Below are 24,425 nucleotides of genomic sequence, written 5' to 3'. Positions count from 1 at the left end.
GGGGCGGGAGGGGGTGCATCCGCCCGGCCGGGAAGGGAACGTACGATCGAACGGTGTCCAGTTCCGTGTCCAGCCCCATCCCCGGCCAGGCAGCCGGTTCCGGCCCCGGTCCGGCCTTCGGTCCCGGTCCGGTTCCCGGTCCCGGTTCGGTGAACCCTTCCCGTCGCGGCCGTCGCTCCTCCACCATGGGCGGCATGCCGTTTAACGACATGCCGTGGTGGCGCTGGCGCAGCAACGTGCGCTCGGCGCTGCACATGCTCTCCGACCCCGCGTTCCACGAGACGGTCTGGCTGGCCGGCCGGGAGGGGTACGGCGACGTCACCGACGCCGTCTACCGCCTGGTCGAGGAGACCTGGCTCGACAACTGGTCCGCCGAGAAGTACGTGGGCTCGATCTTCCGGGACTCCGGCGAGGCCGCCCTCGTCGACGTCGCCGTCCTGCGGGTGCTGCGCATCCTGCACCAGGTCGGACCCGACGCGCCCGTCTCGGCGTACCTGGAGCACCAGGGATGGCCGGAGGCCGTACGGGCGGCCCGCGAGGCCCACGTACGGCTCGCCCTGGCCGACGGCGAGGACCCCGACACGCCGCCGCACTCCCTCGACGCGCTCCGGGCCGCGACCCGGGCGTGAGGCGTTCCGCCTGACGGACGGTGCGCCTCCGCCCCGGCCGGATGTGGCAGGCTGACAGGATGACCGACCAGTACGTCCTCACCCTCTCGTGCCCCGACAAGCAGGGCATCGTGCACGCCGTGTCGAGCTTCCTCTTCGTCACCGGCTGCAACATCGAGGACAGTCAGCAGTTCGGGGACCGGGACACCGGCCTCTTCTTCATGCGGGTCCACTTCTCGGCCGAGGCGCCCGTGGACGTGGAGGAGCTGCGGGCCGGCTTCGCGGCGGTCGGGGACGCGTACGGGATGGAGTGGCGGATCAACCGGGCCGACGAGCGCATGCGGGTCGTGCTCATGGTCTCGAAGTTCGGGCACTGCCTGAACGACCTGCTGTTCCGCTCCCGGATCGGGGCGCTGCCGGTGGAGATCGTCGCCGTCGTCTCCAACCACACGGACTTCGCGGAGCTGGTCGGCTCGTACGGGCTGCCGTTCCGGCACATCCCGGTCACCCGGGACACCAAGGCGGCGGCGGAGGCGGAGCTGCTCGACCTCGTGCGCGAGGAGAACGTCGAGCTGGTCGTCCTCGCCCGCTACATGCAGGTCCTCTCCGACGACCTGTGCAAGCAGCTCTCCGGCCGGATCATCAACATCCACCACTCCTTCCTCCCGAGCTTCAAGGGCGCCAAGCCGTACCACCAGGCGCACGCCCGGGGCGTGAAGCTGATCGGGGCGACCGCCCACTACGTGACGGCGGACCTGGACGAGGGCCCGATCATCGAGCAGGAGGTCGAGCGCGTCGGCCACGAGGTCACCCCCGACCAGCTCGTCGCCATCGGCCGCGACGTGGAGTGCCAGGCCCTCGCCCGCGCCGTCAAGTGGCACGCGGAGCACCGCATCCTCCTGAACGGCCGCCGCACGGTCGTCTTCGCGTAGGGCGCGCGACGGACGTCCCGCCCGCCCTCCGGGCGGACGGCGCCGCTTCCGGCGCGGGCCGGTCCGTCACAGCCGGCTCAGCGACACCGCCGCTCCCAGGACGTCGCGGATCGCCTCGCGGTCGCCGTCCTGGCCGACCGCCGCCTCCTCGGGGGAGACGCGTCCCGCCACGAGCCGGCAGAACTCGACGCCGTCCATCGCGACCTGCGCCACCGCCAGCTCCGGGTCGCCGAGCGCGGCCGGGGAGTCGAGGGCGATGTACCAGTGGCCGCCGCCCGCGCCCTCGATCTCCAGGTGGAGGGAACGGCCGGGGGAGCCCGCCGTGACCAGGCTCCGGGCGGGCGAGGCGAGACCGGTGCGGCGGCGGTCGGCCAGGGCCGCCGGAAGCTGCCGCGCCGCCAGGTCGACCATCCCGTGCAGGTGGGTGCCGCAGGGCGGGTCGTACGGGTACGCCACCGCGTGCGCGATGTCGTCCGCGTGCAGCCAGCACGCGAAGGCCCGCTCCAGGAGCGAGTCCCGCAGCGGCAGCGCGAAGTCCTTGTAGGTGACCGTCAGGTCGGCCACCTCGCGCCCGGCGAACGAGGCCGTGCGGATCAGGGCGTGGCTCTGGTCCCGCCAGGGCTCGCGCAGCGCACGGCCCGGCGGCCGCTCCAGGGCCGACCAGAACGCCTCCGTCCGCTCGGTCGGCGACAGTTCGGGCGTGCCGGCGCCCAGCGGGTCGTCGAGTCCGAGGGCGGTGGACACCAGGCCGTCCACCGCGAAGAGGTGGCCGATCACCCCGGCGACGGTGGACTTCCGCCGGGCCGGCCGGTCCTTCCCGTACCACGCGAGCCGCACCGGCGCGTGCCACTCGGAGTCGCCGATGTCCCGCAGCAGCGCGTCGAGCCGGGCGGTCTCCGCGTCGTACGGCGTGACCCAGCCGGGGATCGGGACGCGGGCGGGGCGGCGCCCCAGGCAGCTCTCCAGGACCCGCGAGCGCAGCAGCGGGTCCAGGTCCAGGTCGCGGTCCTCGTGGAGCAGGCCCACGGCGTCGCGGAGCCGCAGCGCCTCGTCGGCGCACGGGGCGCAGTCGGTGAGGTGGTCCTCGACGGCCCTGGTCTCCCCGGCGGAGCACGCCGAGAGCGCCCAGGCCCCGAGCAGGGACTTGAGCACTCCGTGGGTGAGGACCGGCACCTCCGGCACCTCCCGGCCCGTCGCCGTCTTCCTTTCCGTCGTCGCCCCCGTCGGCTTCGGCTTCGTCTTCGGCTTCGTCTTCGTCATCAGGTCCGTCGCCGGGTCCGCGGGGCCGGCCGCCGGCCGGTGCGGGCCCGGTGCGCGGGGGGCGCGCGCGGCGCCCTCCGCCCCGCTCACGGCATCCGTCCGCAGTCGGGCGGGGAGGTCCCTCCGAACGGCCGGGTGTGCGCCGTGGAGAGGAGCTGGAGGCCGAGCCGGAGGCGCCGGCGGGCCTCGTCCTCGGTGACCCCGAGGTCGGCGGCGGTCTGCCGGTAGTCCCGCCGCCGGAAGTAGGCGAGTTCGAGCGCCTCCCGCAGCGGCGTGGGCATCGACGTCACGATGTAGTCGGCGCGGGCCGCCACCGACACCCGCCGCACCTTCCGCTCCAGCTCCTCGGCGGTGCCGGTCCCGGTCTCGGCATACGCCGTCGCCTCCGTCCGCCGCAGCCGGTGCACGGCCCGCCGCTGGGTCAGCCCGGCCACCCACGAGCGCATGCTCCCCTGCCGGGGGTCGTAGGCGTCGGGGTGCTCCCAGATGTGGCAGAAGACCTCGCGGGTGACCAGGTCGGCCGCGTCGTCGTCGTCGAGGACCCGGTGGGCGAGGCTGTGCACCAGCGAGGCGAACCGGTCGTACAGCTCCCCGAGGGCGGCGGCCTCGCCGCACGCCAGCCGCTGCTGCATCCTGCGGTCCCAGCGCGGTGGTGTGTCCTTCGCCATGCGCTCCTCCGCCCCTGCCGGCCTCCCGGTTCCCTTCCAAAGTAATGCGCCGTGCCGAGAACGCACTCCTGTTTGCCGCAAGTGCGCCCTTGACGCGGGCGTGGATGGTAAGGAAGGCGGCGCCCGTCGCGGGAGGTACTCCGTCCCGGAACCGGCGCGCGGAGCCCCGGACGCGTCCCGGCGGACGGTGACGGAGCGTCGATGCCGTCCGGTTTCCTCCGACCCGGCCGTCACGGCCCGGAGTCGGCCACCGGCTCCGGTACGCTCCGTGGGATGCGAGCGCGCGCCGAACCGGATCGTCCCGGCGCCTCCCCCGGGGCGGCTTCGGAACCGGGGCCGTGCGCCGTTCGCGCCCCCCGGGAGCGCCCCGTGCGCTCCTGTTCGACTTCCCGCGGAGTGCGTCGCACAGTATGGACCACGCGTACTCCTTCGCGCTGGAATATGCCCGAAGCGGTTGTTGCGGTGACTGTACGTCAACCATGCTGTGCCATAAGGGAATCACGTTCCGTAAGGACGTCGATGGCTGTGAGGCGCGAGGCGATGTGTCCGCCGGTTCGGATGGTGTGAACGGTGCAGGTGCTTCAGGTTCAGTTGCAGGTCGGGCCCGACCCGGCGGAGGTGGGGCGGGCCCGGAGGTGGGCCAGGTCGCGGCTCGCCGGTTCGGGCGTGAAGGAGGACGAGCCGCTGGCGGAGGCGCTGGTGCTGATCATCTCGGAGCTCGTGACCAACGCCGTGGTGCACACGGGCTGTCCGGCCGTGCTGCGGATGCTGTTCGCGGCGGAGGGCCGGGTGCGGGTCGAGGTGGCCGACGCGAGCGACCGTCCGCCGCGGCCCCGCCGCGCGGAGGGCGACGACACCAACGGGCGCGGTCTCGAATTGGTGGACGGCCTCGCGGACCGGTGGGGCTGGCAGGCCGAGGGCACCGGCAAGAGCATCTGGTGCGAGGTGGACCGGGCCCCGGTCCCGCCCGTGCCCGTGGTGACGCCGGCGGCCTCGGTGGCGCCCGGCCGGGTGCCCTGTTGACGGTTCATGACGTTTTGCCCACCCTGGGGTGAGTGATCCGTGGCGAGGGGAGTCGAGGGCCGCGCGCCCTCGGCGAGTACGGATCGCGTCCGGGCGGCGGCGGCCGTGCCGTGCTCGGGGCGCGCGCGAGCGCGCCGCCGCCCGGACGCCCACCCTTCCGGGGCGGCCCGGGTCCGTCTCCGCGTCCGGGGCGTGGAACGACCGCACCGGGCCCGACCGTTCACGCGGATCGTCCCGTCTCCGCGCCCGTGGCGCGGAACGTGCGCCGGTAGGACGACGGGGGCACCCCGATCGCGCTCATCAGGTGCGTCCGCAGTGACTGCGCCGTGCCGAAGCCCGCGTCCCGCGCGACCCGTTCGACCGGCAGGTCGGTGGACTCCAGGAGGTGCCGGGCCCGTTCGATCCGCTGCCGGGTGAGCCACTGTCCGGGACTGATGCCCGCCTCCTCGCGGAAGCGGCGGGTGAACGTCCGTACGCTCATCGCCTCGCGCCCGGCCAGGTCCCGCAGCCGGATCGGCTCGTGGAGATGGGCGAGCGCCCACGCCCTGGCCGCCGTCGTGCCGTGCGTCCCGGCCTCCGGCAGGGGCCGCGCGATGTACTGGGCCTGGCCACCGTCCCGGTGCGGCGGAACGACGGTCCTGCGGGCCACGTCGTTGGCGACGGCCGCCCCGTGGTCGCGGCGCACGATGTGCAGGCACAGGTCGATCCCGGCGGCCACGCCCGCCGAGGTGAGGATGTCGCCGTCGTCGACGAAGAGCACGTTCGCGTCCACCCGCACCTTCGGGAAGAGGCGCTGGAAGTGCTCGGCGGAGGCCCAGTGGGTGGTGGCCGGGCGCCCGTCGAGGAAGCCCGCGGCGGCGAGCACGTACCCGCCGGTGCAGATGGAGACGAGCCGGGTGCCGGGCCGGATGTGCGCCAGGACGGTGGCCAGTTCGGGCGGCAGCCTGCCCTCCTCGTGGACCGGCCCCAGCTCGTACGAGGCGGGGACGACGACCGTGTCGGCGGTGGCGAGGGCCTCCGGGCCGTGCTCCACGTGGAGGGAGAAGTCGGCATCGGTACGGACCGGACCGGCGGCCGGGGCGCAGGTCACGACCTCGTACAGGGGCCGCCCGTCCGGGGCCAGGGCGCGGCCGAAGATCCGGTGGGGAATGCCCAGTTCGAAGGGGAGGAGGCCGGGCAGGGCGAGGACGGCGACGCGGTGCGGCGACGGCTGCGGCACGGGTGGTGCTCCCTCCGGAAGCGATGGTGGTACGGGCGGAAAGTGGGGGTGGGACCGGATGAGGAGCGGTGGTGGTGCGAGCGGAAACCGACGGTGGTCCGGACGAAAAGCAGTGGTGGTCCAGACCTGTTGCCGGTAACTGTTCTTGTTTGTGACGGACCTTACGCGCAAGCGCGCGACCCCCGAACGGACTCCCGCACCGGCCGGGCCCCCGCCCCTCTGGAACCGCGACTTCCGGCTCTTCTCCGTCGCCCGGGGCGTCGCCGCCCGTCCGGTGCGTCCCCGTCCGTCCGGTGCGTCCCCGTCCGCTCGGCGCGCCTCCGTCCGCCCGACGCGCTCGTCCGGCGTCCCCCCGGCACCCCCGTGGCCCGATTCCTTGCAAACCTGTCGTCCGGGCCAGTGGTGGCGGCCGGCGGCGGCCCGGGATGCTCGACCGCATGGCCCAGACAACCCAGACCCCCACCCGCACGCCCGGCGACGGACCGGTCCGCACCCCTCGTGTCCACCGCGCCTGGTCCGTCGCGGCGGTCACCTTCGTCACGATCACCGGGGCCGCGGCCTTCGCCTCTTTGCCGGGCCTGCTGATCGAGCCGCTGCACGCCGAATTCGACTGGTCGCGCGGCACGATCGGCCTCGCGGTCTCGGTGAACCTCGCCCTCTACGGGCTGACGGCCCCGTTCGCCGCCGCCCTCATGGACCGCTTCGGCATCCGCCGGGTCGTCGCGGTGGCCCTGGCGGTCATCGCCGCCGGTTCGCTCCTCACGGTCGGCATGACCGCCGCCTGGCAGCTCGTCCTCTACTGGGGCGTCCTCGTCGGCCTCGGCAGCGGCTCCATGGCCCTCGCCTTCGCCGCGACCGTCACCCACCGCTGGTTCACCGCCCGCCGGGGACTGGTGACCGGCGTCCTCACCGCCGCCGGGGCGTCGGGCCAGCTCGTCTTCCTGCCGCTGCTCTCCTGGCTGGTCGAGCACCACGGCTGGCGGCCCGCCGCCGTGACCACGGGGCTCGCCGCGCTCGCCGTCGTCCCGCTCGTCCTGCTGCTGCTCCGCGACCACCCGGCGGACGTCGGCCTCGCCCCGTACGGCGGGGAGTACGCGGACAAGCCCGCCCCCGTCACGGGCGCCGCCCGCCGGACCGTCGCCGTCCTCCTCAAGGCGGCCCGCACCGGCCCCTTCTGGCTCCTCGCCGGGTCCTTCGCGATCTGCGGCGCCTCCACGAACGGCCTCGTCAAGACGCACTTCGTGCCCGCCGCCCACGACCACGGCATGCCGGTGACGGCGGCGGCCGGACTGCTCGCCGTCATCGGCGTCTTCGACGTCGCCGGCACGGTCGCCTCCGGCTGGTTCACCGACCGCTTCCCCGCCCGCAGGCTGCTCGCGGTCTACTACGCGCTGCGCGGGATCTCGCTCTTCTTCCTGCCGGTCCTGCTCGCGCCGTCCGTGCACCCGCCGATGCTGTTCTTCATCGTCTTCTACGGCCTGGACTGGGTGGCCACCGTCCCGCCCACGATCGCCCTGTGCCGCGAGCACTTCGGCGCGGACTCCGCGATCGTCTTCGGCTGGGTCCTCGCCTCCCACCAGGTCGGCGCGGCCGTCGTCGCCTTCACGGCCGGCCTGGCCCGCGACGCCTTCGGCGCCTACGACGTCGTCTGGTACGCGTCGGGCGCCCTGTGCGCGGTGGCGGCCCTGATGGCCCTGGTCATCGGCGGGACCCGGACGGAGACGGTGCTCCCGGCGGGAGCGTGATGTCCCCAGGCCGTGGCGGCGCTGCTCACCCGCCCGGCGCGGCGGGGGTGGTGCGGCCCGCTCCTGGTGTGGGGCGCGCTCGCCGTCGTGAGCGTCTTCACGGCGGCCGGGATCTTCCTGCACGTCACGGAGTGACGTCCCGGTCCGCACGCGCGGTTGCCGCCCCCTCACGCCGTCGGGCCCTCCTCCAGCCAGGCCGGGTCCGCGAGGAGGGTCTGCAGTTCGCTGACGAGCCGGGCCGCGTGGAACCCGTCGGCGGCGGCGTGGTGCACCTGTACCGCCAGGGGGAGCAGGGTCCGGCCGTCCCGCTCGGTGTAGCGGCCGAGCGTGAAGATCGGTGCGAGGTGGTCCCAGCCGTTGCCGCCGATGTTGAGGTTGAACCCGGTGAAGGACGTCCAGGGCAGGCTCGACACGTCGAACGCGTTGGCCGGCGGCGCCCCCCGGGGGAAGAAGTCGGTGGCGCGGGCGTGCTCCGCGAGCAGGGGGGCGGCCACGTCGTGGAACGTGCCGAAGTCGGGGTCGTGGTCGGCCCACACGCACGCGAACGTCTCGCGTTCCGGGTTGAACACCGTGAAGGCGGGGTGCACGACGGGCCAGACGGCCGGTTCGCCCGACGCGGTGAGGCACATCCTGAACTCGTCGTGACGGTTGACGACCGTGGAGAGCGCCCAGACCTGCGCGACGTAGGACTTGCGCCGCGAGCGCCGCAGGGCCGCGGCGAACGCGGTCACGTCCAGCTCCACCGTCATCGAGTACGTGCACGGAACGAGCCGGCGGTAGTGCTCGAAGTGCTGTCGGCGCGGCCACGTGTCGAGGTCGATCGGGAGGGGAACGTCCATCCGGTCATCGTGTCAGCCGCCGGGCGGGACCCCCACCGGATTTGTCGGGCCCGCCCCTTCGGACGGCGGCCCGCTCCGGGCGGCGGTCCGCTTCGTCCGGCGGCCCCCTCCGCCCGGCGGCCCCCTCCGCCCGGCGGCCCCCTCCGCCCGGCGGCCCCCTCCGCCCGGCGGTCACGGCACCGGGGGCCGGGGCGGGCGCCGCCGCGCGAGGCTTCAGGCGCGCCCGGTCCTCGCCGCCCGGCGCGCGATCGCCCGCGCGATCCTCTCCGCGTCGATCGCCAGCTCCCGGAGCATGCCGCTGATCGGGTTGGTGAACCCGGTGAAGTACAGGCCCGGCGCCTCGCGCGGGCAGCGGGCGCCGTGGACCACCGGCCGCCCCCGGTCGTCGAGCACGCCCAGGTGGCCGACGAGCGGTTCCAGGGCGCGGCGGTAGCCGGTCGCCGCGATCACCGCGTCCGGGGTGATCCGGGTGCCGTCCGCGAGGAGGACGTCGTCGCCCGCGAAGCCCTCGACGGCCGCGACGATCTCGACCTTCCCGGCCCGCACGGCGTCGACCAGGCCCACGTCCTGCACCGGTATCGCCCCCTGCCGCTGGCGGGTGGCGAGACCGCTGTCCGGCCGGGGCAGCCCGTACGCCGTGAGGTCGGGCGCGGCGGCGCGGGCCATCAGCGCCCCCAACCGGTCCACCACGGCCACCGGCAGCCGCCGCACCAGGATGCCGGTGCGCTGGGCGGGCCAGCCGAGCGTCGTGCGGCGCACGATGTGCGGGACCGTCCGCACCGCGAGCCGCACCCGCGCCGCGCCGCCCCCGGCGAGGTCGGCGGCGATCTCGGCGCCGGTGTTCCCGGCGCCCACGACCAGGACGTCCTTCCCCTCGTACGGCCCCGGGTTCCGGTACGCGCGCGCGTGGCCCAGCTCGCCCCCGTACGTCTCGCGTCCGGGCCACTCCGGGAGGTACGGGGTGTGGTTGTACCCGGTGGCCACCACGACCGCGCTCCCGGTGAGCCGGCGCCCGCCGGTCGCGTGCAGGACCCAGTCCCCGCCGGACCGCTCGACGCCGAAGACCTCGACGCCCGTCACGACCTCCAGCTCGTGCTTCTCGGCGTACGCCTCCAGGTAGCGGACGACGTCGGCGCGGGCGACCCAGCGGCCGAACGAGCGGGGCACCTTCAGGCCCGGGAGCCCGGAGAGCCGCCGGGTGGTGTGCAGGCGCAGCCGGTCGTAGTGGGTGCGCCAGGAGGCGCCGACGGCGTCGGACTTCTCCAGGACGACGGCCCGCACGCCCCGTCCGCGCAGGGCGGCGGCGACCGCGAGGCCGCCGGGCCCGCCGCCGACGACGTACACCGGAGGGGCGGGCGGGACGGGGGGTTCGTGCGGGGTGGTGACCATGTACGCCGAGCGTAATGACGTGTACACGCGATGGGTCTCGGCCGGGAGGGGGTTCGGTTGCGAATCGGTCACGCGCCCGCCCCCTCCCGGGGGTTCAGAGCGCCCCGATGTTGCGCCACACCTGGTTGGCCTGGGCCCCGCCGCAGGTGTAGGTCATGGCCATCGACCCGGCCGTCAGGCACTTCCCGTCGCTCGTGTTCCGGAAGCTCCGGCCGGAGGACGACGACGAGAAGACCTTCCAGGACTGGAGGGAGGAACCGTTGCACGCGGCGGTGGTGAGGCTGGTGTTGCCCGCGGGCTGGAGGCAGCGACCGGTGTACTTGTTGACCAGCCGGAACGTGTCGCTCGACAGGGGCGAGTACGTCCAGGCGTAGTGGTACTTGTAGGTGCCGTTGCCGGCGGAGCCGCATTCGGCGGACGTGACGAGGTTGCCGAAGCCCGGGTTGTACTCCGCCAGGCAGTTGCCGCTCGTCCCGTTCTCCAGGGAGTACGTCCCCGAGGGCGCCGAACCGCCGCCGCCGGTCGCCGGGGGCGGCGCGGGCTTCTGGGTCGTCGGCTGCGGGGCGGGGCGGGTCGTCGTCCCGCCGCCGGAGGGCACGGTCGCGTTCGAGCCCCCGCCGCCTCCGCCTCCCGCGCCGGAACCGGAGCCGGACCCGGAGCCCGATCCGCCGGGCAGGGAGCCGGTGCCGGTGTCGGTGCCGCCGCCTCCCCCCGCGCCTCCGCCGCCCCCGCCCCCGGCGGGCGGGGGTACGGGCGGGAGCGGGGCGCCGGGGGAGGCGCCCGGCGGAGCCGAGGACGCTCCCGCGGACGGCGGCTGCGAGGCCGGGGGCGTCCCCGTGGAGGGCGTGACCGTCCCCGGCGAGGCCGTCCCGGGCACGGCGGCCGGCTGCGAGGCGACGACGGACGGGGACGCGGAGGTCCCCGGGGCCGCGCCGAGCCGGCCGATCTCGTACGGGCCGAGGGCCACGGTCAGGGTGGTGCCGGTCGCCACGACGACGGGCACGGCGAACATGGCGATCCGGTTGCGCCGCTTCCGCCGCTCACCGGGCACGGTCCCGGTGGCGCCCGCCGCGCCGGGAGAGAGGGTCACGGGCGCGTGCGGGCCCTGCGGGGTGAGCGAGGCCGTCGGCACGTCGGGGACGCCCGTGACGGCCGGATCGGTCCGCTCCAGCTCCGCGAGCTGTTCGGCCGTGGGCGCCCCGGAGGCGAACTCCGCGCGCTCGCCGATGCGTTCGGTGACGGTGGCGGGCCACGTGGCCCCCTCCGCCCCCTTCGCGGCGAGACCGGCCAGCTCCTCGGCGGTCGGCCGGTCCGCCGGGTTCTTCGCGAGACACTTCCGTACGAGCTCCGCGAGCGCGGGGTCGTCCTGCGCGAGGCGCCCGACGTCGGGTTCGGAGTGCACGACCCGGTACAGCAGGCCGGGACCGGAGCCGTCACCGAACGGCGGCCGGCCGTTCGCCGCGTACAGCAGGAGGCTGCCGAGCCCGAACACGTCCGCCGCCCCCGTCAGCTCCCGGTCCGCGACGGCCTGCTCGGGGGCCATGTAGGCGGGCGTGCCGATGACCATGCCGGTCCTGGTCAGCCGGCTCTGGTCGGCGGCGCGGGCCACGCCGAAGTCGATGAGGGACAGGCCGTCCCCGGTCAGCATCACGTTGGACGGCTTGAGGTCCCGGTGCACCATGTCGGCGCCGTGCACCACCCGCAGCCCGGCCGCCGCGTCCCGCAGGAGCCGCCACAGGGTCGCGCCGGTCAGCGGGCCGCCGTTGAGCCGGATCGCCTCGTTGAGGGTGATCCCCGGGATGAACTCGGTGGCGAACCACGGCGGCTTCGACGTGCGGTCGCTCGCCAGGAGCTTGGTGTTGGCCCCGGCGGGCAGCCGGGCCAGGTTGTCCAGCTCGTGCCCGAAGTGGCTCAGGAAGTCCGCGTCCTCCGCGAGGATCGGCAGCACCCGCTTCACGGCGGCGAACTTCCCCGGCACGGCGCCGAGGTAGACCCGCCCCATGCCGCCGGACCCGAGCACCCCGAGCAGCCGGAACGCGCCGATCCGTCGCGGGTCCTCCGGCTCCAGCGGCGTCGCCCCGCTGCCGCTCAGACCGTCCGGACTGGAATTGTTGTTCGACTCCCCCTGCATGGGCGTCAGCCTAACCGAGCGGTCGGCCACCAGGGGGTCGCCAACCGCGTTTCACTGCAACGCAGTTGAAGGAACGATGAAAGAACGATGAAGTCCCTGGTGGGGGCCGACGGGGCGGGATCCGGCCCACCGGACGGGCCCTAACCGGACCGGACCGGAAGCCCGCGCAACAAGGTTTTGAGGAACACCTCGAACGGCGGCTCTCCGGGCGCGTTCCCGGCCGCGCCCAGCCACCGCACCACCCCGAATCCGAACACCTGCCAGCTCAGCTCGGCGTCCCCCTCCTCCGCACCGGCCGCCCGGAACGCCGCGACGACCCGCTCCCGCAGTCGCGCGAACGACTCCGGGTGGTGACGGTGGGGGCGGGCGACGTGAGCGGCGTACCCGGGCACGGCCAGGAACTCGTCCCGCATCGCACGCGCGAGCCGCGCGAGCCACTCCCGCCAGTCGCCGGCCCCCGGCTCGTCCCCGGGCAGCAACCGCTCGACCATGACCTCGCTGACCAGGTCCAGCACGCCGTCCCGGTCGGGCACCCACCGGTACAGCGACGAGTGCGACACCCCGAGGCGGGACGCCAGCTCCCGCATGGTGAGCGTTTCCACGTCCCCGCGCAGCGCGGCCTCGACGATCAGCTCGCGACTGAGACGCGCAGGCCGTCCGGGCCGGTTTCCGGTCGTGTTCCTCGGCTTCGTGGTCATCGTGGCAAGGCTATGCCGGTCTTATTAGTGACCAGTGGTCTCCAATGTCTCTACACTCGCGCCCATGGACACACGAGAGACGCGCGGAACCGGGGTTCACGAGATCGACGCGACCGGTCTGCCCACGCCCGAAGCCCAGGAGCTGATCCTGCGCGAACTGCGCGCCCTCACCGAACGGGCCGCCCCCTTCGCCGCCGTCCTCCTGATGCCCGCGCCGGAAGGACGCCCCGCCGGCGGCCCCGCCACCGACCGCATCCGCGCCCTCAGGGAACTCCGCCCCGGCCTGACGGCCCACTGCCGGGGCCTCGCCTTCGTGGCACCGGCCGGCATTCCGGAGGAACGGGCCAGGGCCGTCCACAGCGGCGAAGGACTCTGGGGCTGTCCGACAACGGCCACCCAGGACGCGGAGGCGGCGCGCGCCTGGGCACGGAGCCGTTGACCCGGGCCCCGGGGCCTCCGGGCGCGTGAATCGCGGCCGGGTCAGGCGCCCAGTGCCGCCACGACGTGCGGGGCCGCCTCCGCCAGGGTCGGGAAGTGGCGGTGGGCGTCCGGGTGCGGCGCCGGGACGTTGACCGTCCAGACCGTCATCCCCGCGTCGAGCCCCGCCCGTACGCCCGAGGGCGCGTCCTCGATCACCAGGCAGTCCGCCGGGTCCGCGCCCAGCTTCGCGGCGGCGGTGAGGTACGGGACGGGCGACGGCTTCCCCTCCGCCACCGAGGCCGCGTCCACGATCAGTCCGGGCAGCGGGAGCCCGGTCCGCCCGAACCGCCCCCGCACCCGGTGCTCGTAGTTCGACGTCACCAGGGCCCACCGGTCCGCCGGGAGCGCGGTCAGCAGCCCGGCGGCCCCGTCGAAGGCCGTGTACGTCCCCGTCCGCACGTCCTCGTCCTCCAGGGCGTGCAGGAGCGCGAGGCACGCGGCCGGGTCCTCGGCCGGTACGACCGCCGCGAACGTCTCCACGGGGCGCGTGCGCAGCGCCACGGCGTACACCGCGTCCCCGTCGAGCCCGTACCGCGCGGCCCACGCGTGCCAGACGCGGCGCTGGTTGGCGACGGCGTCCATGAGGGTGCCGTCGACGTCGAAGAGGACGAACTTCTTCCTGGTCACACGGTGGAGGCCACGTCCACGAACGTCGCCCAGGCGGCGGGGGCCACGGCGAGCTGGGGCCCGTGGGGGACCTTGGAGTCACGGACGTGGACGGTGGTGGGGTGGGCGGCGACCTCGACACACTCGCCGCCTTCGCCGCTGCTGTAGCTGGACTTGCGCCAGTTGTAGGCGACCTCGATGCAGTTCCCGCCCTCGCCGGTGCTGTAGCTGCTCTTGAACCAGACCAGATGTGCGGTGCTCATAGCTCTCCCAGCAATTTTTCAGTGAACTCCAGGGACTCCCGGGGGGTGAGCGCCTGTGCGCGCATAATCCCATACCGTTCGGTGTACATCCGGACCTCTTCGGGGTCGGTGATGAGGCGGGCCCGCTGGTAGTTCTCGACGTACGCCACCTCCCGCCGCCCCTTCAGCGTCAGCAGGGTGAATTCACCATCCAGAGCGGGGTGTTCTTCGCGTTCGGTCGGCATGACCTGGAGGTGTACGTTCCGGAGCTTGGCAACCTCGATGAGGCGCTTGAGTTGTTCACGGAAGGCGTTTCGACCCCCCAAGGGGCGGCGTAGCACCTCTTCCTCGATGACGAAGCTCATCGTCGGAGCGGGCTGCTTCTCGAAGATGACCTGACGGGCGAGCCGGTCGGTCAGTAGCTTCTCGATGGTCGCCTCGTCGTAGAGCGGGCGGCGGTGCCGGAAGACGGCGTCTGCGTATCCGGGCACCTGGAGGATGCCCGGCACGACCTGAGGTGCGTAGTAGTGCAGCGTCACCGCTTCGGCTTCCGACCTGGCATAGCTGCGGAACCAATCCGGGTGCCGCACCCTGACCCTTGCCAGGGCTTCCCGCACGTCGTCCGCCGCCGCCTTGAGGACCCCGCCCGCCTTCACCACCGGGTCCACCCGTACCAGGAAGTCCGGCTGCGGAGTCCGTACGCCCCGCTCGACCGACGAGACCAGGTCCTCGCTGCAGTGCACGAGCTCCGCCAGCTCCGCCTGGCTCAGGCCCGCGTTGCGCCGCAGCACCTTCAGAATTTTCCCCAGCGCCCGGAAGAGGTGCGCCGTACCGTCCACTTCGGAGGGCCGTTCCGGCCTCTCCTCCTCGTTCCCCGACATCCGTACCGCCTTCTTGGCGTGCCCGTACCGTTACTCAGCGTCGTCGCGTCGCTGCTGGTCAGCGTAGGGCCGGGAGGCCACGCTCGGGGGCATGAAGTCAGAAACCACCACCCCGACCGGTGAGTTCGTCCTCCGTCTGTCGGCCACGCGCCGGGGCGCGCGCCTGGCGCGTCTGCTGGGGGTGAACCAGCTCCACGACTGGGGCGTGACCGGCTCAGGGGCCGAGGCCGCCGAGCTGGTCCTCGCCGAACTCGCGAGCAACGCCGTCCGCCACGGCCGGGTGGCGGGACGGGACTTCGAGGTGCGGATGGAGCGGGGCGACGACCACGTGCGGATCGAACTGTCCGACGCGCGCGGCGAGCGGCGGCCGTCACCGTCCGCGACGCCCGGCGAGGGCGGCTACGGACTGCTGCTCGTCGCCGCCCTCGCGAGCACATGGGGCGTGAAGGACCGGGAGGTCGGCAAGACGGTCTGGGCGACCGTCCCGCTGGCGCCCCGCTGATCAGAAGAGGGTCACGTCGCCCGTACCGAGCTCCTCCGGGTTGTAGACCTCCTGCCGGGAGCCGAAGGGCCGCCGGTAGTCGCCCGTCCCGAGGTAGAAGGACAGGGTCTCGTAGGTGCCGCCCATGACGCCCTGCGTCACCAGGTCGGGACGGCCGTCCCGGTTGACGTCGCCGACGCCGACGATGTCGCTGTACCGGTTCCAGCCGGTGCCGACCCGGATGCGGGGCGCGTAGGTGCCGTCGCCCTTGCCGAGGTACAGCCAGAGGACGCCGTCCCTGTCGCGGGCGACGAGGTCGCCGGCGGCGGCCCCGGCGATGTTGCCGGTGGCGGTGATCCGGTCGTAGATCCCCCAGCCGACGCCGATCCCCTGCCGGGCCCCGAAGGGCGCGGACGCGTTCCCCGTGCCCTTGTAGAGGTACAGGTCGCCCGCCTTGTCGGTGGCGACGAGGTCGGCGCGGCCGTCCCCGGTGAGGTCGCTGCCGCCGGCGAGCCGGTTGTAGGTCTGCCAGCCGCCGCCGATCCTCGTGCGCGGCGCGAACCCCTTGCCGGTGCCCTGGTGGAGCCAGAGCACGCCGGCCCTGTCGCGGCCGAGGACGTCGGCGTGGACGGGACCGCCGACGTTCCCGGGGACCGTGACCAGGTCGTACTGGTTCCATCCCGTGCCGTGGTCGGTCCGCTCCCGCTGCGAGGGCCTGCCCCAGTGGCCCGTCTCGTACAGGGTCTGGCGGGCGTCGTAACCGATCAGACGGCCCGTGCTGTCGCGGACGAGCAGGTCCGGGGCGCCGCTGTCGGAGAAGTCGTGCGGGGCGGGCGCGGAGACGGCTCGGAACGTGCCGGTCCTCACCAGCGCCGGGCCGATGCCGTCGGTGGGGCGCACCGTCATCTGCCACGTGTAGTCGCCGTTGTGGGCGGAGGTGCGGTTGTCGAACATGCCGGTCCACGTCCTCCCGACGGCGGACGGGAGCCCCAGGTACTCGGGTTCGGTGTTCCAGCTCTTCCCGGACGCGACGTGGGTCACCCGGAACCGGACCTCCGCGTTGCCCCGGTTGGTGACCCACCGCCATGTGGCGTCGTTCCTGCCGATGTCGACGACGCCGGGGACGGCGCGGGTCTCCACCCCGATCGCGGTGGGGTTCCCGTCGGACGCCACGAAGGTGGCGACCGGGGTGCCGTCCGGGCCCGGGGCGATCCGGTAGAGGCCCTCGCCCCGCTCGGCCGTGCCGCCCTGCGCCAGTACCCGGTCCGCGCCTTCGACGCGGAAGCGCCGCATGTTGTCCAGGAGCCGGACGGTCTTCCCGGTGCTCAGCGAGCGGGCCGTCAGGCCGTGGAGCGGATTGGCGTCGAACTGCTCGCCCGGGGCGACCCCGTACAGCACCCAGTCGCCCAGCGGCGCGAGCTGGACGGCTCCGGTGCCCAGGGCGACGCGCTCGGGCTCGGCCGCGGTGTCGCCGCGCCGGACCGCCGCCAGGGTCACCCGGCCGTCGCCGGACCGCTCGGTCCAGACCGCGTGCGTGGCGGACGCGGCGGTGCCGCCCGTGGTGTCGCCCCCGGTCGCGCGGTCCTCGACGACCGCGGCGGAGGCGACGTCCACGAGGGCGAGGCGCTGTCCGGGCGTGCCCGCGACCGCGTACGTGAGGATCAGGGTGCCGGGCGAGGAGGGGCCGAACCAGGAGACCCGGGCGTTCTCCGGCAGGCCGGTGACCCGCCGGTCCCCGGCCGTGCCGCCGGACGTGGCGGCGAGGTGGACCTCGGTGCCGCCGGCGGGGGTGGGCCTGCTCAGGACGAGGGTGGAACCGGTCAGCCGGTGGAGGACGGCGTCCGGGCCGAGAGCGGTGGTGTCGACCACCACGGGCGCGGCGCCCGTGGCCGGGTCGTGCAGGGTGTGGACGCCTCCCGCCGACGTCACGACGAGGTCCGTCCCGTCGCCGCCCAGGTACGTGCCCGGGGGCAGCGCGGTGGTCGTGCCGTCCGCGTACCGGGTCCAGGAGTACGTGCTCCCCGAAGCGGTGGACAGCTTGGCCAGGAAGCCCTGCGGTCCGCTGCCGACGAGCACCGTGCCGGACGGTATCCGGGCGACGTCGGTCCGCTCTTCCGGGGTGGTGGCGGCCGCTCCGGTACCGGCCGCCGGGACCGCCGCGGCCGGAGCCGCGAGGCCGGTGACGGCGGCGACGGCGACGACGGCCGCCGCGAGCCGGCGGTGGTGCGTACGTACTCGGGACAAGGTGCTGGTCCTCCCCTGGAGCTGCGGGCACGGTGCGACACGCCGTGCCCGCAGGACTCGCGGGAGGACCGGATGGTTGTACGGCCGTCTCAGAAGACCCGGTCGACCGGGCCCGCGCCGGAGAGCGGGTCCGTGGCCACGCCCGCCCCGAAGGGGACCGTCGCGCTTCCGGTGCCCGCGTAGAAGCGGGAGCCGGAGGGACCGTGGACGTAGAGGTCCGTCCGGCCGTCGCGGTCGGCGTCGCCGATGCCGACGAGGTCGGTGAAGGACCCCCAGCCGCCGCCGACCCTGACGCGGGGCGCGTAGGTGCCGTCGCCCCTGCCGAGGTAGAGCCAGAGGACGCCGGCGCCGTCGCGGGCGAGGAAGTCCCCGGCGGCGCCGCCGGCGAGGTTCCCGACGGCGGTGAGGTCGTTGTAGATCCCCCAGCCCGTGCCGATCCGGACGCGGCCCGCGAAGGGGGCGGCCGCGCTGCCGGTGCCCTTGTAGAACCAGAGCCCGCCGGCCGTGTCGGAGGCGAGGAGGTCCGAGCGGCCGTCGCCGTCGAGGTCGGAGCCGCCGGTGATCCGGGCGTACGTGTTCCAGCCGCCGCCGACCTTGACGCGGGCGGCGAACTTCCCGTACCCGTCGCCCTGGTAGAGCCACAGGGTGCCCGAGGTGTCGCGGGCCACGAGGTCGGGGGCCCTGCCGCCGGCCACGTCGCCCACGGCCTCCAGCCGGTCGTAGATCTGCCAGCCGACGCCGACCGCGTGCCGCCCGGACGAGACGAAGCCCGTCCCCTCCGCGCGGAGGTCGTCCCGCCACACCCTGCCCGCGGTGTCCCGGCTGATGAGGTCCGGGACGGTGTTGGACGTGTGGTCGTGCAGGCCGGTCCTGCGGACGACCTCGAAGGCGCCGGTCTCTCTGAGCGCCGGGCCGATGCCGTTGGCCGGGAAGGCGTTCAGCTCCCACGTGTACGGGCCGGCCGGAACGGGGTCACCGGGGTACATGCCCCCGGGGGGTTCGGTGTTGCCGTCCCAGGCGAGGGTGAGCCTGCCGTCGACCGGTGCGTTCTTCCACCTGCTGAACGGGAACGCGGTCGTCGTGCCCGTCACCCCGTGGCGGAGCGTCACGTGCCCCGAGAAGTCGTTGCCGGACAGGGTCCAGCTCAGCTTCGCCGGACCGGTGGGGGCGTCGATGTCGACGACGGCCGGGACCTCCGCCTTGAGGAGGGTGAGCGCGGTGGGCTCCCCGGTGCTCGCGACGAGCGTGACGGCCGGCCGTCCGGTGACCGGGTCCGGCGCGATCCGGTAGACGCCCTCGCCCCGCTCGACCGTACCGCCCCGGACGAGCAGGGTGCCGTCGGGCGCGGGGACCACGGAGGTGGCGTGGTCGAGCAGCTTGACCGTGCTGTGCGGCGCGCGGGTGTCGACGGCGGCCAGCGGGTCGTACGGGGAGGGGTAGGCGGTGCCGCGGCCGATGGGGAACCCGTACGTCACCCAGGAGCCGACGATCCCGACGTGCAGGGAGACGAAGGGCCTGCTCGGGTCGGTGAGATCGGCTATCGGGGTGGACGTCCCGGCGGCCCCGTCGCCGCGCGGGCCGAAGCGGAGCAGGGCGCCGGTGCCGTCGGGCTTGCCCTCGGCCCAGGCGAACGAGGTGGCGTCGGCGGCGACGTCGAAGGTGAAGGAGTTCAGCCGGCGCTGCTCGACCACCCGGGCGGTGGGAACGTCCACGACGGCCCCGAAGGAGGCGGTGGAGCCGTTCTCCGCGACGTGGTACCGGACGAGGGCGGTCGTGGACGAGAGCGGTTCGGCCTCCCGGACGACGGCCTCGGCGGGAAGGCCCGTCACCGCACGGCCGGGACCCTCGCCGGTGCCCTCGTCCCGGAGCCGGAGCTCGCCCTTCCGGGCGGTGGTCTCGTACGAGGAGAAGAGCAGCGTCCGGTCGACGACGGCCCGCAGGCGCAGCCCGGTGTCGGGCTCCGTGACCACGGTGGCGGGGCGGCCCGGCGCCGCCATGTCCCGGAGCACGTAGGCGCCGCGCGCCGGGCCCGGGGTGACGACCGTGTCGGAGTACCCCCCGTAGTACAGGGCCTGCTTGTCGAGGTCCGTGGTGGTGCCGTCGAGGGTGCTCGTCCAGCGGTGGACGGGCGAGCCGCCCCCGGACGTGGTCAGGAAACCGGAGGGACCGGCTCCGAGGATCATGTGCGCGGGGGGCAGGGAGATCACCCCGGCCGGTGCGGCCGGGGTCGTCTCCCCGGCCGGTGCGGGGGCCGGGGCGGCCGTCGCGGGGGCGACGGTCAGGGCCGTACCGGCGGTGACGGCCAGGACGGCGGAGACGGCGACGGCGAGACGGCGGACGGAGAGGCGGTGCGGCACAGCGGATTCCCCCGGGGAAGGGCCGGACGTGGCGGCTGCCACGCCCGGTTGGACGCGCGAGCGGCACCGATGGTTGTAGGGGCACGGGAGGAAGGGGGCCCGTGCGTCAGCGGGCCGCCGCCCGCTCCACCACGCCCCGCACGTACGCCGCCTGCCCCGCGTGCTGGAGGCCGTCCGCGATCACCGAGACCAGCCGGACGCCGAGGGTGACCGGCGGGTCCCAGGCCGTGTCCACCACCCGGTCCAGGTCCGCGTCCCCCACCGTGCCGACCAGCCCGGCGGTCCGGTCGCGCACGGCGTCGTGGTAGCCGAGCAGCAGCTCCGCCGGGGCACGGACCCGCCCCACCTGGGCGCTCGTCTGGCCGTACCCGGTCTCCCCGTCGGGGAACGGAAGGCCGAAGCGGTCCGCCCAGCCGCCGGCGGTCCACACCTGCTCCGTACCGAAGGCGTCCGCGAGGTGGTCGTCCTGGACGCGGGTGAGGTGCCAGACGAGCCAGGCGATCGAATTGGCGTCCGGATCGATCCGGACGGCCAGCCGGTCCTCCGGGAGGCCGTCCACGGCCCCGTGGACGGCCTCGCTCACCCGGCCGAACGCGTCGGCCAGCAGATCGGCGGTGTTCATGGGTCTCCTTCCGGTGCCGCTTCCGCGACGGGGTCGGTGATCAGGAACGCCCCTCCCGCCAGCGTTCCACCTCCGCCTCCACGTCGAACGGCCTGAGGTGTAGCGGGGGGCCGGCCGGCGGGCGGAGCAGGGCCTCGGCGATCTTCGTGTTGATCTCGCCGAGGAGACGGCGGACCTGGCTCTCCGAGACGGCGGCGGCCACCGCCGCCTCCGCGTCCTCGGCCTCCTTGCGCAGGGCGAGGGAGGGCGGCAGCACGGACGCGCCCTCGCGGTGCATCTTGCCCTTGATCCACCACAGCTCGTCGTACGGGGCCGAGTCGTCCGGAAGGGGCTTCCCGAAGCCGGGCAGGCTCCGGAACTCACCCCGTTCCGCGGCCTCGCGGATCTGCTTGTCCACGAACGACTCGAAGCTCACTCCGGGCGGCTTGCGTTCGGTCATGTGTCCAGACTACGTATCCGGCCCGTCCGGGGTGTGGCCGTCGCGGTCTACTGCGCGGCGCGGTCTTCCGGCACCCTGGGGTCCGCCCGACGCGCGCCACCCCCCGCCCTCGTCACCGCCTCGTACCGGAGGACGCATGCGTGCACGGATCACCCCCCTCGGCACCCTCCTCGCGCTCGTCGCGGGCCTGCTCACCGCGCTCGTGACCACGACCCCCGCCCAGGCCGCGCCGCTCTTCAAGGCGCCCTTCCCCTGCGGCCAGAAATGGACCTACAGCCACCACTCGGCCGAGGTCCGCCAGGCGCTCGACTTCGTCCGTTCGGACGGCGGCGCCACCGCCGGGGCCCCGGTCCTCGCCTCGGCGTCCGGCACGGCCTACCGCTACGCGCAGCCGTCCGGCGCCGGGAACTACATCGTGATCGACCACGGCGGCGGCTGGAAGACGTACTACTTCCACCTCAACGCCTACTCGGTCGCCCACGGCGCCGCCGTCTCCCAGGGCCAGCAGATCGGCACCACCGGCTCCACCGGCAACAGCTCCGGCGCCCACATCCACTACGAGCAGCTCTACAACGGCGTCGGCCAGAACATCGTGATCAACGGCGTCTCCCTCGCGCCCTACCCCGGCTCCTACGGCTCCAAGCACCTGACCAGCGACAACGGCTGCTCGGGCGGGAGCGGGAAGTACTGGGTCGACACCTTCGCCCAGGCCACCGGCTACGCCCAGGCCAACACGAACGACGCCCAGGGCGTGCTGAACGCCGGCACGAACTACGTCTACTGCAAGGTCTGGGGCCAGGAGATCCGCGACGCCTCCGGCAACTACAACCACTGGTGGCTGCGGACCGACCTCGACACCGTGTACGCCGGGAAGAACGGCCGGGGCGCGTACGTCTCCGCGTACTACCTGTCCCGCTGGGGCAACGACGAGGCCCGCGACAACAACGGAACCGTCATCCCCACCTGCTGACCGCCCTGCCCGGGGGCCGGCCGGCGGCCCCCGGAAAGGGCAGGAGCCCCGCTCGTGCCGCGAGGCACGGAGCGGGGCTCCTTGGGTACTGCTCTAGTCGTTGGTGATCGACCACCCGGGCACTTAGGCCGGGGTGACGTTCTCCGCCTGCGGGCCCTTCGGGCCCTGCGTGACGTCGAAGGTCACGGTCTGGTTCTCCTCGAGCGAACGGAAGCCGTTCGCGTTGATCGCGGAGTAGTGAACGAAGACATCCGGGCCGCCGCCGTCCTGGGCGATGAAGCCGAAGCCCTTTTCAGCGTTGAACCACTTGACGGTTCCGGTAGCCATAAGCCCTCCTTGGGCCAAAGGGTTGCCCTGCTCCAGAACCTGCAAAGAAGTCTGAAAACTACAAAAGCCTGCGGGTCACATGCTCCGCAGGCTCTGTACTGCAAGGGAAACCAAACTGCAACTTGCGACGAGCCTAGCACGCGGACCACACGAGAGGGTAGAGGTGAAGATCACTTCACCCACGTGTTTGAACCCCCTCCGGCCGCTCACGCGCGTGCCCCGGCGGCGCCCGCCGCGCGGTGCGGGTCTAGCCTCGCGATGTGGACAAAACAACCGGAGACCACCAGCGCAGCAGGCCCCGCGTGGGGCACATCCAGTTCCTGAACTGCCTCCCCCTCTACTGGGGCCTGGCCAGGACGGGGACGCTTTTGGACCTGGAGCTCACCAAGGACACCCCCGAGAAGCTCAGCGAACAGCTCGTCCGGGGCGATCTCGACATCGGCCCCATCACCCTCGTCGAGTACCTCCGCAACGCGGACGGCCTGGTCGCCCTCCCGGACATCGCCGTCGGCTGCGACGGCCCGGTCATGTCCTGCGTGATCGTGTCGCAGCGGCCCCTCGAACAGCTCGGCGGAGCGCGCGTGGCCCTCGGCTCCACCTCCCGCACCTCCGTGCGCCTCGCCCAGCTCCTCCTCGCGGAGCGGTACGGGGTGGAGCCCGACTACTACACCTGCCCGCCGGACCTCGGCCTGATGATGCGGGAGGCCGAGGCCGCCGTCCTCATCGGCGACGCGGCCCTGCGGGCCTCGCTGCACGACGCGCCCCGGCTCGGCCTCCAGGTCCACGACCTGGGCCTCCTGTGGAAGGAGTGGACGGGTCTCCCGTTCGTCTTCGCCGTATGGGCGGCGCGCAAGGACTACCTGGCGCGCGAACCGGAGACCGTCCACGAGGTCCACCAGGCGTTCCTGGCCTCGCGCGACCTCTCCCTCGAAGAGGTCACCAAGGTCGCCGAGCAGGCGGCCCGCTGGGAGGACTTCGACGCGGCGCTCCTGGAGAAGTACTTCCGCACCCTCGACTTCCGCTTCGGCCCCGACCAGCTCGCGGGCGTCCGCGAGTTCGCCCGCCGGACCGGCCCCACGACCGGCTTCCCGGCGGACGTCACCGTCGAACTGCTGCCGCCCGCCGCACGCCCGGCTCCCTGACCGGGTCGGCCACGGGCCCCTGGAGCCGCCGGCTGACCCACTCCAGGGTCCCGGCGCCCAGGCCCGCCAGGTAGCTCCGGGCGTTGTGCCCGCCGCCCGGGATGACCTGGAGGCGGCTCTTCACCGGCCCCCCGGTGTGCGCCCGGACGAACCGGCGCACCGACGGGCCGATCCCGGACTCCCGCGAACCGAGCTGGAACGCCAGGTACACGTCGTTCCCCGGCGTGTCCGGACGGCGCACCAGGGCCGCGGCGAGCCGCCCGGGGTCGTTCGCCCGCCGCTCGGCCTCGTGCCCCCGCCACAGCGGCGAGTCCGGTACGACGTCGGGCCCGGAGGCGATGGCGGCCTTGAACCGGTCCGGGTGCTGGAGGACGGACTTCAGCCCGACGAAGCCCCCGGACGAGGACCCCATGAACGCCCAGCCGTCCCGCGAGGCGAACGTCCGGAAGTTCGCGCGGACGAAATCCGGTATGTCCTCGGCGATCCAGGTGCCCATCCTCGGGCGGCCCGGAATGTCGCTGCCGTCGTAGTAGTGGCGGGCGTCCGGGTTGAGGACGGGCATCGCCACGATGAACGGCAGGCTCTTCCCCTCGCGGGACCACCGGGAGATGGCCGAATGGAGTCCGATGGCCGGGGAGCGCCAGTAGTTCACCGGATATCCGTGCCCGCCCGGCAGGGCCACGAGGACCGGGAAGCCGCTGTGGGCGTACCTCGGTTCGAAGTACTGCGGCGGTGCCCACACCCACACCTTGCCCGTGAACCCCGACTTCCGGCCGATGAGCGTGGTGACGCCGATCCTGGTCCCGTCGTCCACCGTCCCCGCGACCGCGAACAGCGCCCTCGGCCCGGTCGGATAGACCGTCACGGGCCGTCCGGGCACCCTCGCGGCGGTCGCCGGGCCGGACGCGGGCCCGCCGAAGAAGAGGGGCGCCTCCCCGTCGGTCTCGCGGCCGCCGGCGAGGGCGAGCACCACGGCGAGCAGGGGGACGAGCACGGCGGCGACGGGGCGGGACCTCCGGGGCGGACGTGTCACGGCGCGACTCCGGTTCCTTCGGGACGGCGGGGGAGACGGGGAGGCGGGGGCGGTGCGGAGGACGGGAACGGTGAGGGCGATAGGGACGG

At 73.9% G+C, this 24,425-nt stretch carries 25 protein-coding genes; 9 read left to right on the top strand and 16 right to left on the bottom strand.

Annotated elements, in window-relative coordinates; genetic code table 11:
• The first annotated feature begins 185 nt into the window (after nucleotides 1–185).
• Together ACFYZY_RS01205 and purU are read left to right on the top strand one after the other, a co-directional pair.
• Nucleotides 186–629: a hypothetical protein gene (locus ACFYZY_RS01205; protein WP_388688781.1), complete on the top strand. Its 444-nt coding sequence runs from the start codon at nucleotides 186–188 to the stop codon at nucleotides 627–629.
• Between the two features lie 59 nt (nucleotides 630–688).
• Complete coding sequence (gene purU / locus ACFYZY_RS01200; RefSeq protein WP_388688333.1) at nucleotides 689–1,540, top strand: formyltetrahydrofolate deformylase; 852 nt, start codon at nucleotides 689–691, stop codon at nucleotides 1,538–1,540.
• A gap of 66 nt (nucleotides 1,541–1,606) precedes the next feature.
• Here purU and ACFYZY_RS01195 read toward each other — a convergent pair whose 3' ends face one another.
• Nucleotides 1,607–2,800 carry a zf-HC2 domain-containing protein gene (locus ACFYZY_RS01195; protein ID WP_388688330.1) on the bottom strand — a complete coding sequence of 398 codons (1,194 nt, stop codon included), beginning with the start codon at nucleotides 2,798–2,800 and terminating at the stop codon, nucleotides 1,607–1,609.
• Between the two features lie 86 nt (nucleotides 2,801–2,886).
• A complete protein-coding gene (locus tag ACFYZY_RS01190) occupies nucleotides 2,887–3,468 on the bottom strand; it encodes a sigma-70 family RNA polymerase sigma factor (RefSeq protein ID WP_388688327.1) in 582 nt (193 codons plus the stop codon).
• 570 nt (nucleotides 3,469–4,038) lie between these two features.
• On the opposite strand from ACFYZY_RS01190, the gene ACFYZY_RS01185 reads away from it, so the two are divergent.
• On the top strand, nucleotides 4,039–4,491 hold the full coding sequence (locus ACFYZY_RS01185; RefSeq protein WP_388688325.1) for an ATP-binding protein: 453 nt from the start codon (nucleotides 4,039–4,041) through the stop codon (nucleotides 4,489–4,491).
• 220 nt (nucleotides 4,492–4,711) lie between these two features.
• Here ACFYZY_RS01185 and ACFYZY_RS01180 read toward each other — a convergent pair whose 3' ends face one another.
• Nucleotides 4,712–5,710: a GlxA family transcriptional regulator gene (locus ACFYZY_RS01180; RefSeq protein WP_388688322.1), complete on the bottom strand. Its 999-nt coding sequence runs from the start codon at nucleotides 5,708–5,710 to the stop codon at nucleotides 4,712–4,714.
• 437 nt (nucleotides 5,711–6,147) lie between these two features.
• Between ACFYZY_RS01180 and ACFYZY_RS01175 the strand changes: the two genes are divergently transcribed.
• Nucleotides 6,148–7,455, top strand: a complete 1,308-nt coding sequence (locus ACFYZY_RS01175; RefSeq protein ID WP_388688319.1) for an MFS transporter — start codon at nucleotides 6,148–6,150, stop codon at nucleotides 7,453–7,455.
• 12 nt (nucleotides 7,456–7,467) lie between these two features.
• On the top strand, nucleotides 7,468–7,590 hold the full coding sequence (locus tag ACFYZY_RS01170) for a hypothetical protein (protein WP_388688317.1): 123 nt from the start codon (nucleotides 7,468–7,470) through the stop codon (nucleotides 7,588–7,590).
• Between the two features lie 32 nt (nucleotides 7,591–7,622).
• Here the strand turns inward: ACFYZY_RS01170 and catA are convergent, their stop codons facing one another.
• From catA to ACFYZY_RS01150, 4 genes are all read right to left on the bottom strand, one after another.
• A complete protein-coding gene (gene catA / locus ACFYZY_RS01165) occupies nucleotides 7,623–8,294 on the bottom strand; it encodes a type A chloramphenicol O-acetyltransferase (RefSeq protein ID WP_388688315.1) in 672 nt (223 codons plus the stop codon).
• Nucleotides 8,295–8,507: 213 nt separating this feature from the next.
• A complete protein-coding gene (locus ACFYZY_RS01160) occupies nucleotides 8,508–9,683 on the bottom strand; it encodes a flavin-containing monooxygenase (protein ID WP_388688313.1) in 1,176 nt (391 codons plus the stop codon).
• 94 nt (nucleotides 9,684–9,777) lie between these two features.
• Nucleotides 9,778–11,814 (bottom strand): protein kinase, encoded by a 2,037-nt coding sequence (locus tag ACFYZY_RS01155; protein WP_388688311.1) that lies wholly within the window; start codon nucleotides 11,812–11,814, stop codon nucleotides 9,778–9,780.
• Nucleotides 11,815–11,954: 140 nt separating this feature from the next.
• Nucleotides 11,955–12,512, bottom strand: a complete 558-nt coding sequence (locus ACFYZY_RS01150) for a TetR/AcrR family transcriptional regulator (protein ID WP_388688308.1) — start codon at nucleotides 12,510–12,512, stop codon at nucleotides 11,955–11,957.
• Between the two features lie 64 nt (nucleotides 12,513–12,576).
• Here ACFYZY_RS01150 and ACFYZY_RS01145 point away from each other — a divergent pair, with 64 nt between their 5' ends.
• On the top strand, nucleotides 12,577–12,951 hold the full coding sequence (locus tag ACFYZY_RS01145; protein WP_388688305.1) for a hypothetical protein: 375 nt from the start codon (nucleotides 12,577–12,579) through the stop codon (nucleotides 12,949–12,951).
• Nucleotides 12,952–12,992: 41 nt separating this feature from the next.
• Here ACFYZY_RS01145 and ACFYZY_RS01140 read toward each other — a convergent pair whose 3' ends face one another.
• From ACFYZY_RS01140 to ACFYZY_RS01130, 3 genes are read right to left on the bottom strand one after another with little or no spacing between them, the layout of a single operon-like run.
• A complete protein-coding gene (locus ACFYZY_RS01140; protein ID WP_388688303.1) occupies nucleotides 12,993–13,619 on the bottom strand; it encodes an HAD family hydrolase in 627 nt (208 codons plus the stop codon).
• Entirely contained in the window at nucleotides 13,616–13,861 is a 246-nt protein-coding gene (locus ACFYZY_RS01135; RefSeq protein WP_388688301.1) for a DUF397 domain-containing protein, read from the bottom strand. Before ACFYZY_RS01135 ends, ACFYZY_RS01140 begins: the two co-directional genes overlap by 4 nt.
• Nucleotides 13,858–14,721, bottom strand: a complete 864-nt coding sequence (locus tag ACFYZY_RS01130; protein ID WP_388688299.1) for a helix-turn-helix domain-containing protein — start codon at nucleotides 14,719–14,721, stop codon at nucleotides 13,858–13,860. Before ACFYZY_RS01130 ends, ACFYZY_RS01135 begins: the two co-directional genes overlap by 4 nt.
• A 91-nt stretch (nucleotides 14,722–14,812) precedes the next feature.
• Here ACFYZY_RS01130 and ACFYZY_RS01125 point away from each other — a divergent pair, with 91 nt between their 5' ends.
• On the top strand, nucleotides 14,813–15,223 hold the full coding sequence (locus tag ACFYZY_RS01125) for an ATP-binding protein (protein WP_388688297.1): 411 nt from the start codon (nucleotides 14,813–14,815) through the stop codon (nucleotides 15,221–15,223).
• Here ACFYZY_RS01125 and ACFYZY_RS01120 read toward each other — a convergent pair whose 3' ends face one another.
• From ACFYZY_RS01120 to ACFYZY_RS01105, 4 genes are all read right to left on the bottom strand, one after another.
• Nucleotides 15,224–17,446: an FG-GAP-like repeat-containing protein gene (locus ACFYZY_RS01120; protein WP_388688295.1), complete on the bottom strand. Its 2,223-nt coding sequence runs from the start codon at nucleotides 17,444–17,446 to the stop codon at nucleotides 15,224–15,226.
• Nucleotides 17,447–17,535: 89 nt separating this feature from the next.
• Nucleotides 17,536–19,803 (bottom strand): VCBS repeat-containing protein, encoded by a 2,268-nt coding sequence (locus ACFYZY_RS01115; RefSeq protein WP_388688292.1) that lies wholly within the window; start codon nucleotides 19,801–19,803, stop codon nucleotides 17,536–17,538.
• A 106-nt stretch (nucleotides 19,804–19,909) separates the two neighbouring features.
• Entirely contained in the window at nucleotides 19,910–20,425 is a 516-nt protein-coding gene (locus tag ACFYZY_RS01110; RefSeq protein WP_388688290.1) for a DUF664 domain-containing protein, read from the bottom strand.
• Between the two features lie 40 nt (nucleotides 20,426–20,465).
• Nucleotides 20,466–20,864, bottom strand: a complete 399-nt coding sequence (locus ACFYZY_RS01105) for a DUF1992 domain-containing protein (protein WP_388688287.1) — start codon at nucleotides 20,862–20,864, stop codon at nucleotides 20,466–20,468.
• Between the two features lie 136 nt (nucleotides 20,865–21,000).
• Between ACFYZY_RS01105 and ACFYZY_RS01100 the strand changes: the two genes are divergently transcribed.
• Nucleotides 21,001–21,834: a M23 family metallopeptidase gene (locus tag ACFYZY_RS01100; RefSeq protein WP_388688284.1), complete on the top strand. Its 834-nt coding sequence runs from the start codon at nucleotides 21,001–21,003 to the stop codon at nucleotides 21,832–21,834.
• Nucleotides 21,835–21,957: 123 nt separating this feature from the next.
• Here the strand turns inward: ACFYZY_RS01100 and ACFYZY_RS01095 are convergent, their stop codons facing one another.
• On the bottom strand, nucleotides 21,958–22,161 hold the full coding sequence (locus tag ACFYZY_RS01095; RefSeq protein WP_388688281.1) for a cold-shock protein: 204 nt from the start codon (nucleotides 22,159–22,161) through the stop codon (nucleotides 21,958–21,960).
• A 260-nt stretch (nucleotides 22,162–22,421) separates the two neighbouring features.
• Between ACFYZY_RS01095 and ACFYZY_RS01090 the strand changes: the two genes are divergently transcribed.
• Nucleotides 22,422–23,303: a menaquinone biosynthetic enzyme MqnA/MqnD family protein gene (locus tag ACFYZY_RS01090; protein ID WP_388688279.1), complete on the top strand. Its 882-nt coding sequence runs from the start codon at nucleotides 22,422–22,424 to the stop codon at nucleotides 23,301–23,303.
• On the opposite strand, the gene ACFYZY_RS01085 is transcribed toward ACFYZY_RS01090, so the two are convergent.
• Nucleotides 23,260–24,336 carry an alpha/beta hydrolase gene (locus ACFYZY_RS01085; RefSeq protein ID WP_388688276.1) on the bottom strand — a complete coding sequence of 359 codons (1,077 nt, stop codon included), beginning with the start codon at nucleotides 24,334–24,336 and terminating at the stop codon, nucleotides 23,260–23,262. The two genes, ACFYZY_RS01090 and ACFYZY_RS01085, sit on opposite strands and share 44 nt — an antisense overlap.
• Nucleotides 24,337–24,425: the final 89 nt, after the last annotated feature.

This window comes from Streptomyces sp. NPDC001744 (genome assembly GCF_042892575.1).
Lineage (GTDB): Bacteria > Actinomycetota > Actinomycetes > Streptomycetales > Streptomycetaceae > Streptomyces.
Note: the sequence above shows the minus strand (reverse complement) of the source record. Positions and strands in the feature narration are given on the sequence as shown.

Bases quoted from the DNA above. Each gene is read 5' to 3' on its own strand.
- ACFYZY_RS01205 (WP_388688781.1), top strand. From the start codon at position 186: ATGGGCGGCATGCCGTTTAACGACATGCCGTGGTGGCGCTGGCGCAGC.
- purU (WP_388688333.1), top strand. From the start codon at position 689: ATGACCGACCAGTACGTCCTCACCCTCTCGTGCCCCGACAAGCAGGGC.
- ACFYZY_RS01195 (WP_388688330.1), bottom strand. From the start codon at position 2,800: ATGACGAAGACGAAGCCGAAGACGAAGCCGAAGCCGACGGGGGCGACG.
- ACFYZY_RS01190 (WP_388688327.1), bottom strand. From the start codon at position 3,468: ATGGCGAAGGACACACCACCGCGCTGGGACCGCAGGATGCAGCAGCGG.
- ACFYZY_RS01175 (WP_388688319.1), top strand. From the start codon at position 6,148: ATGGCCCAGACAACCCAGACCCCCACCCGCACGCCCGGCGACGGACCG.
- catA (WP_388688315.1), bottom strand. From the start codon at position 8,294: ATGGACGTTCCCCTCCCGATCGACCTCGACACGTGGCCGCGCCGACAG.
- ACFYZY_RS01160 (WP_388688313.1), bottom strand. From the start codon at position 9,683: ATGGTCACCACCCCGCACGAACCCCCCGTCCCGCCCGCCCCTCCGGTG.
- ACFYZY_RS01155 (WP_388688311.1), bottom strand. From the start codon at position 11,814: ATGCAGGGGGAGTCGAACAACAATTCCAGTCCGGACGGTCTGAGCGGC.
- ACFYZY_RS01150 (WP_388688308.1), bottom strand. From the start codon at position 12,512: ATGACCACGAAGCCGAGGAACACGACCGGAAACCGGCCCGGACGGCCT.
- ACFYZY_RS01145 (WP_388688305.1), top strand. From the start codon at position 12,577: ATGGACACACGAGAGACGCGCGGAACCGGGGTTCACGAGATCGACGCG.
- ACFYZY_RS01135 (WP_388688301.1), bottom strand. From the start codon at position 13,861: ATGAGCACCGCACATCTGGTCTGGTTCAAGAGCAGCTACAGCACCGGC.
- ACFYZY_RS01130 (WP_388688299.1), bottom strand. From the start codon at position 14,721: ATGTCGGGGAACGAGGAGGAGAGGCCGGAACGGCCCTCCGAAGTGGAC.
- ACFYZY_RS01125 (WP_388688297.1), top strand. From the start codon at position 14,813: ATGAAGTCAGAAACCACCACCCCGACCGGTGAGTTCGTCCTCCGTCTG.
- ACFYZY_RS01110 (WP_388688290.1), bottom strand. From the start codon at position 20,425: ATGAACACCGCCGATCTGCTGGCCGACGCGTTCGGCCGGGTGAGCGAG.
- ACFYZY_RS01105 (WP_388688287.1), bottom strand. From the start codon at position 20,864: ATGACCGAACGCAAGCCGCCCGGAGTGAGCTTCGAGTCGTTCGTGGAC.
- ACFYZY_RS01100 (WP_388688284.1), top strand. From the start codon at position 21,001: ATGCGTGCACGGATCACCCCCCTCGGCACCCTCCTCGCGCTCGTCGCG.
- ACFYZY_RS01095 (WP_388688281.1), bottom strand. From the start codon at position 22,161: ATGGCTACCGGAACCGTCAAGTGGTTCAACGCTGAAAAGGGCTTCGGC.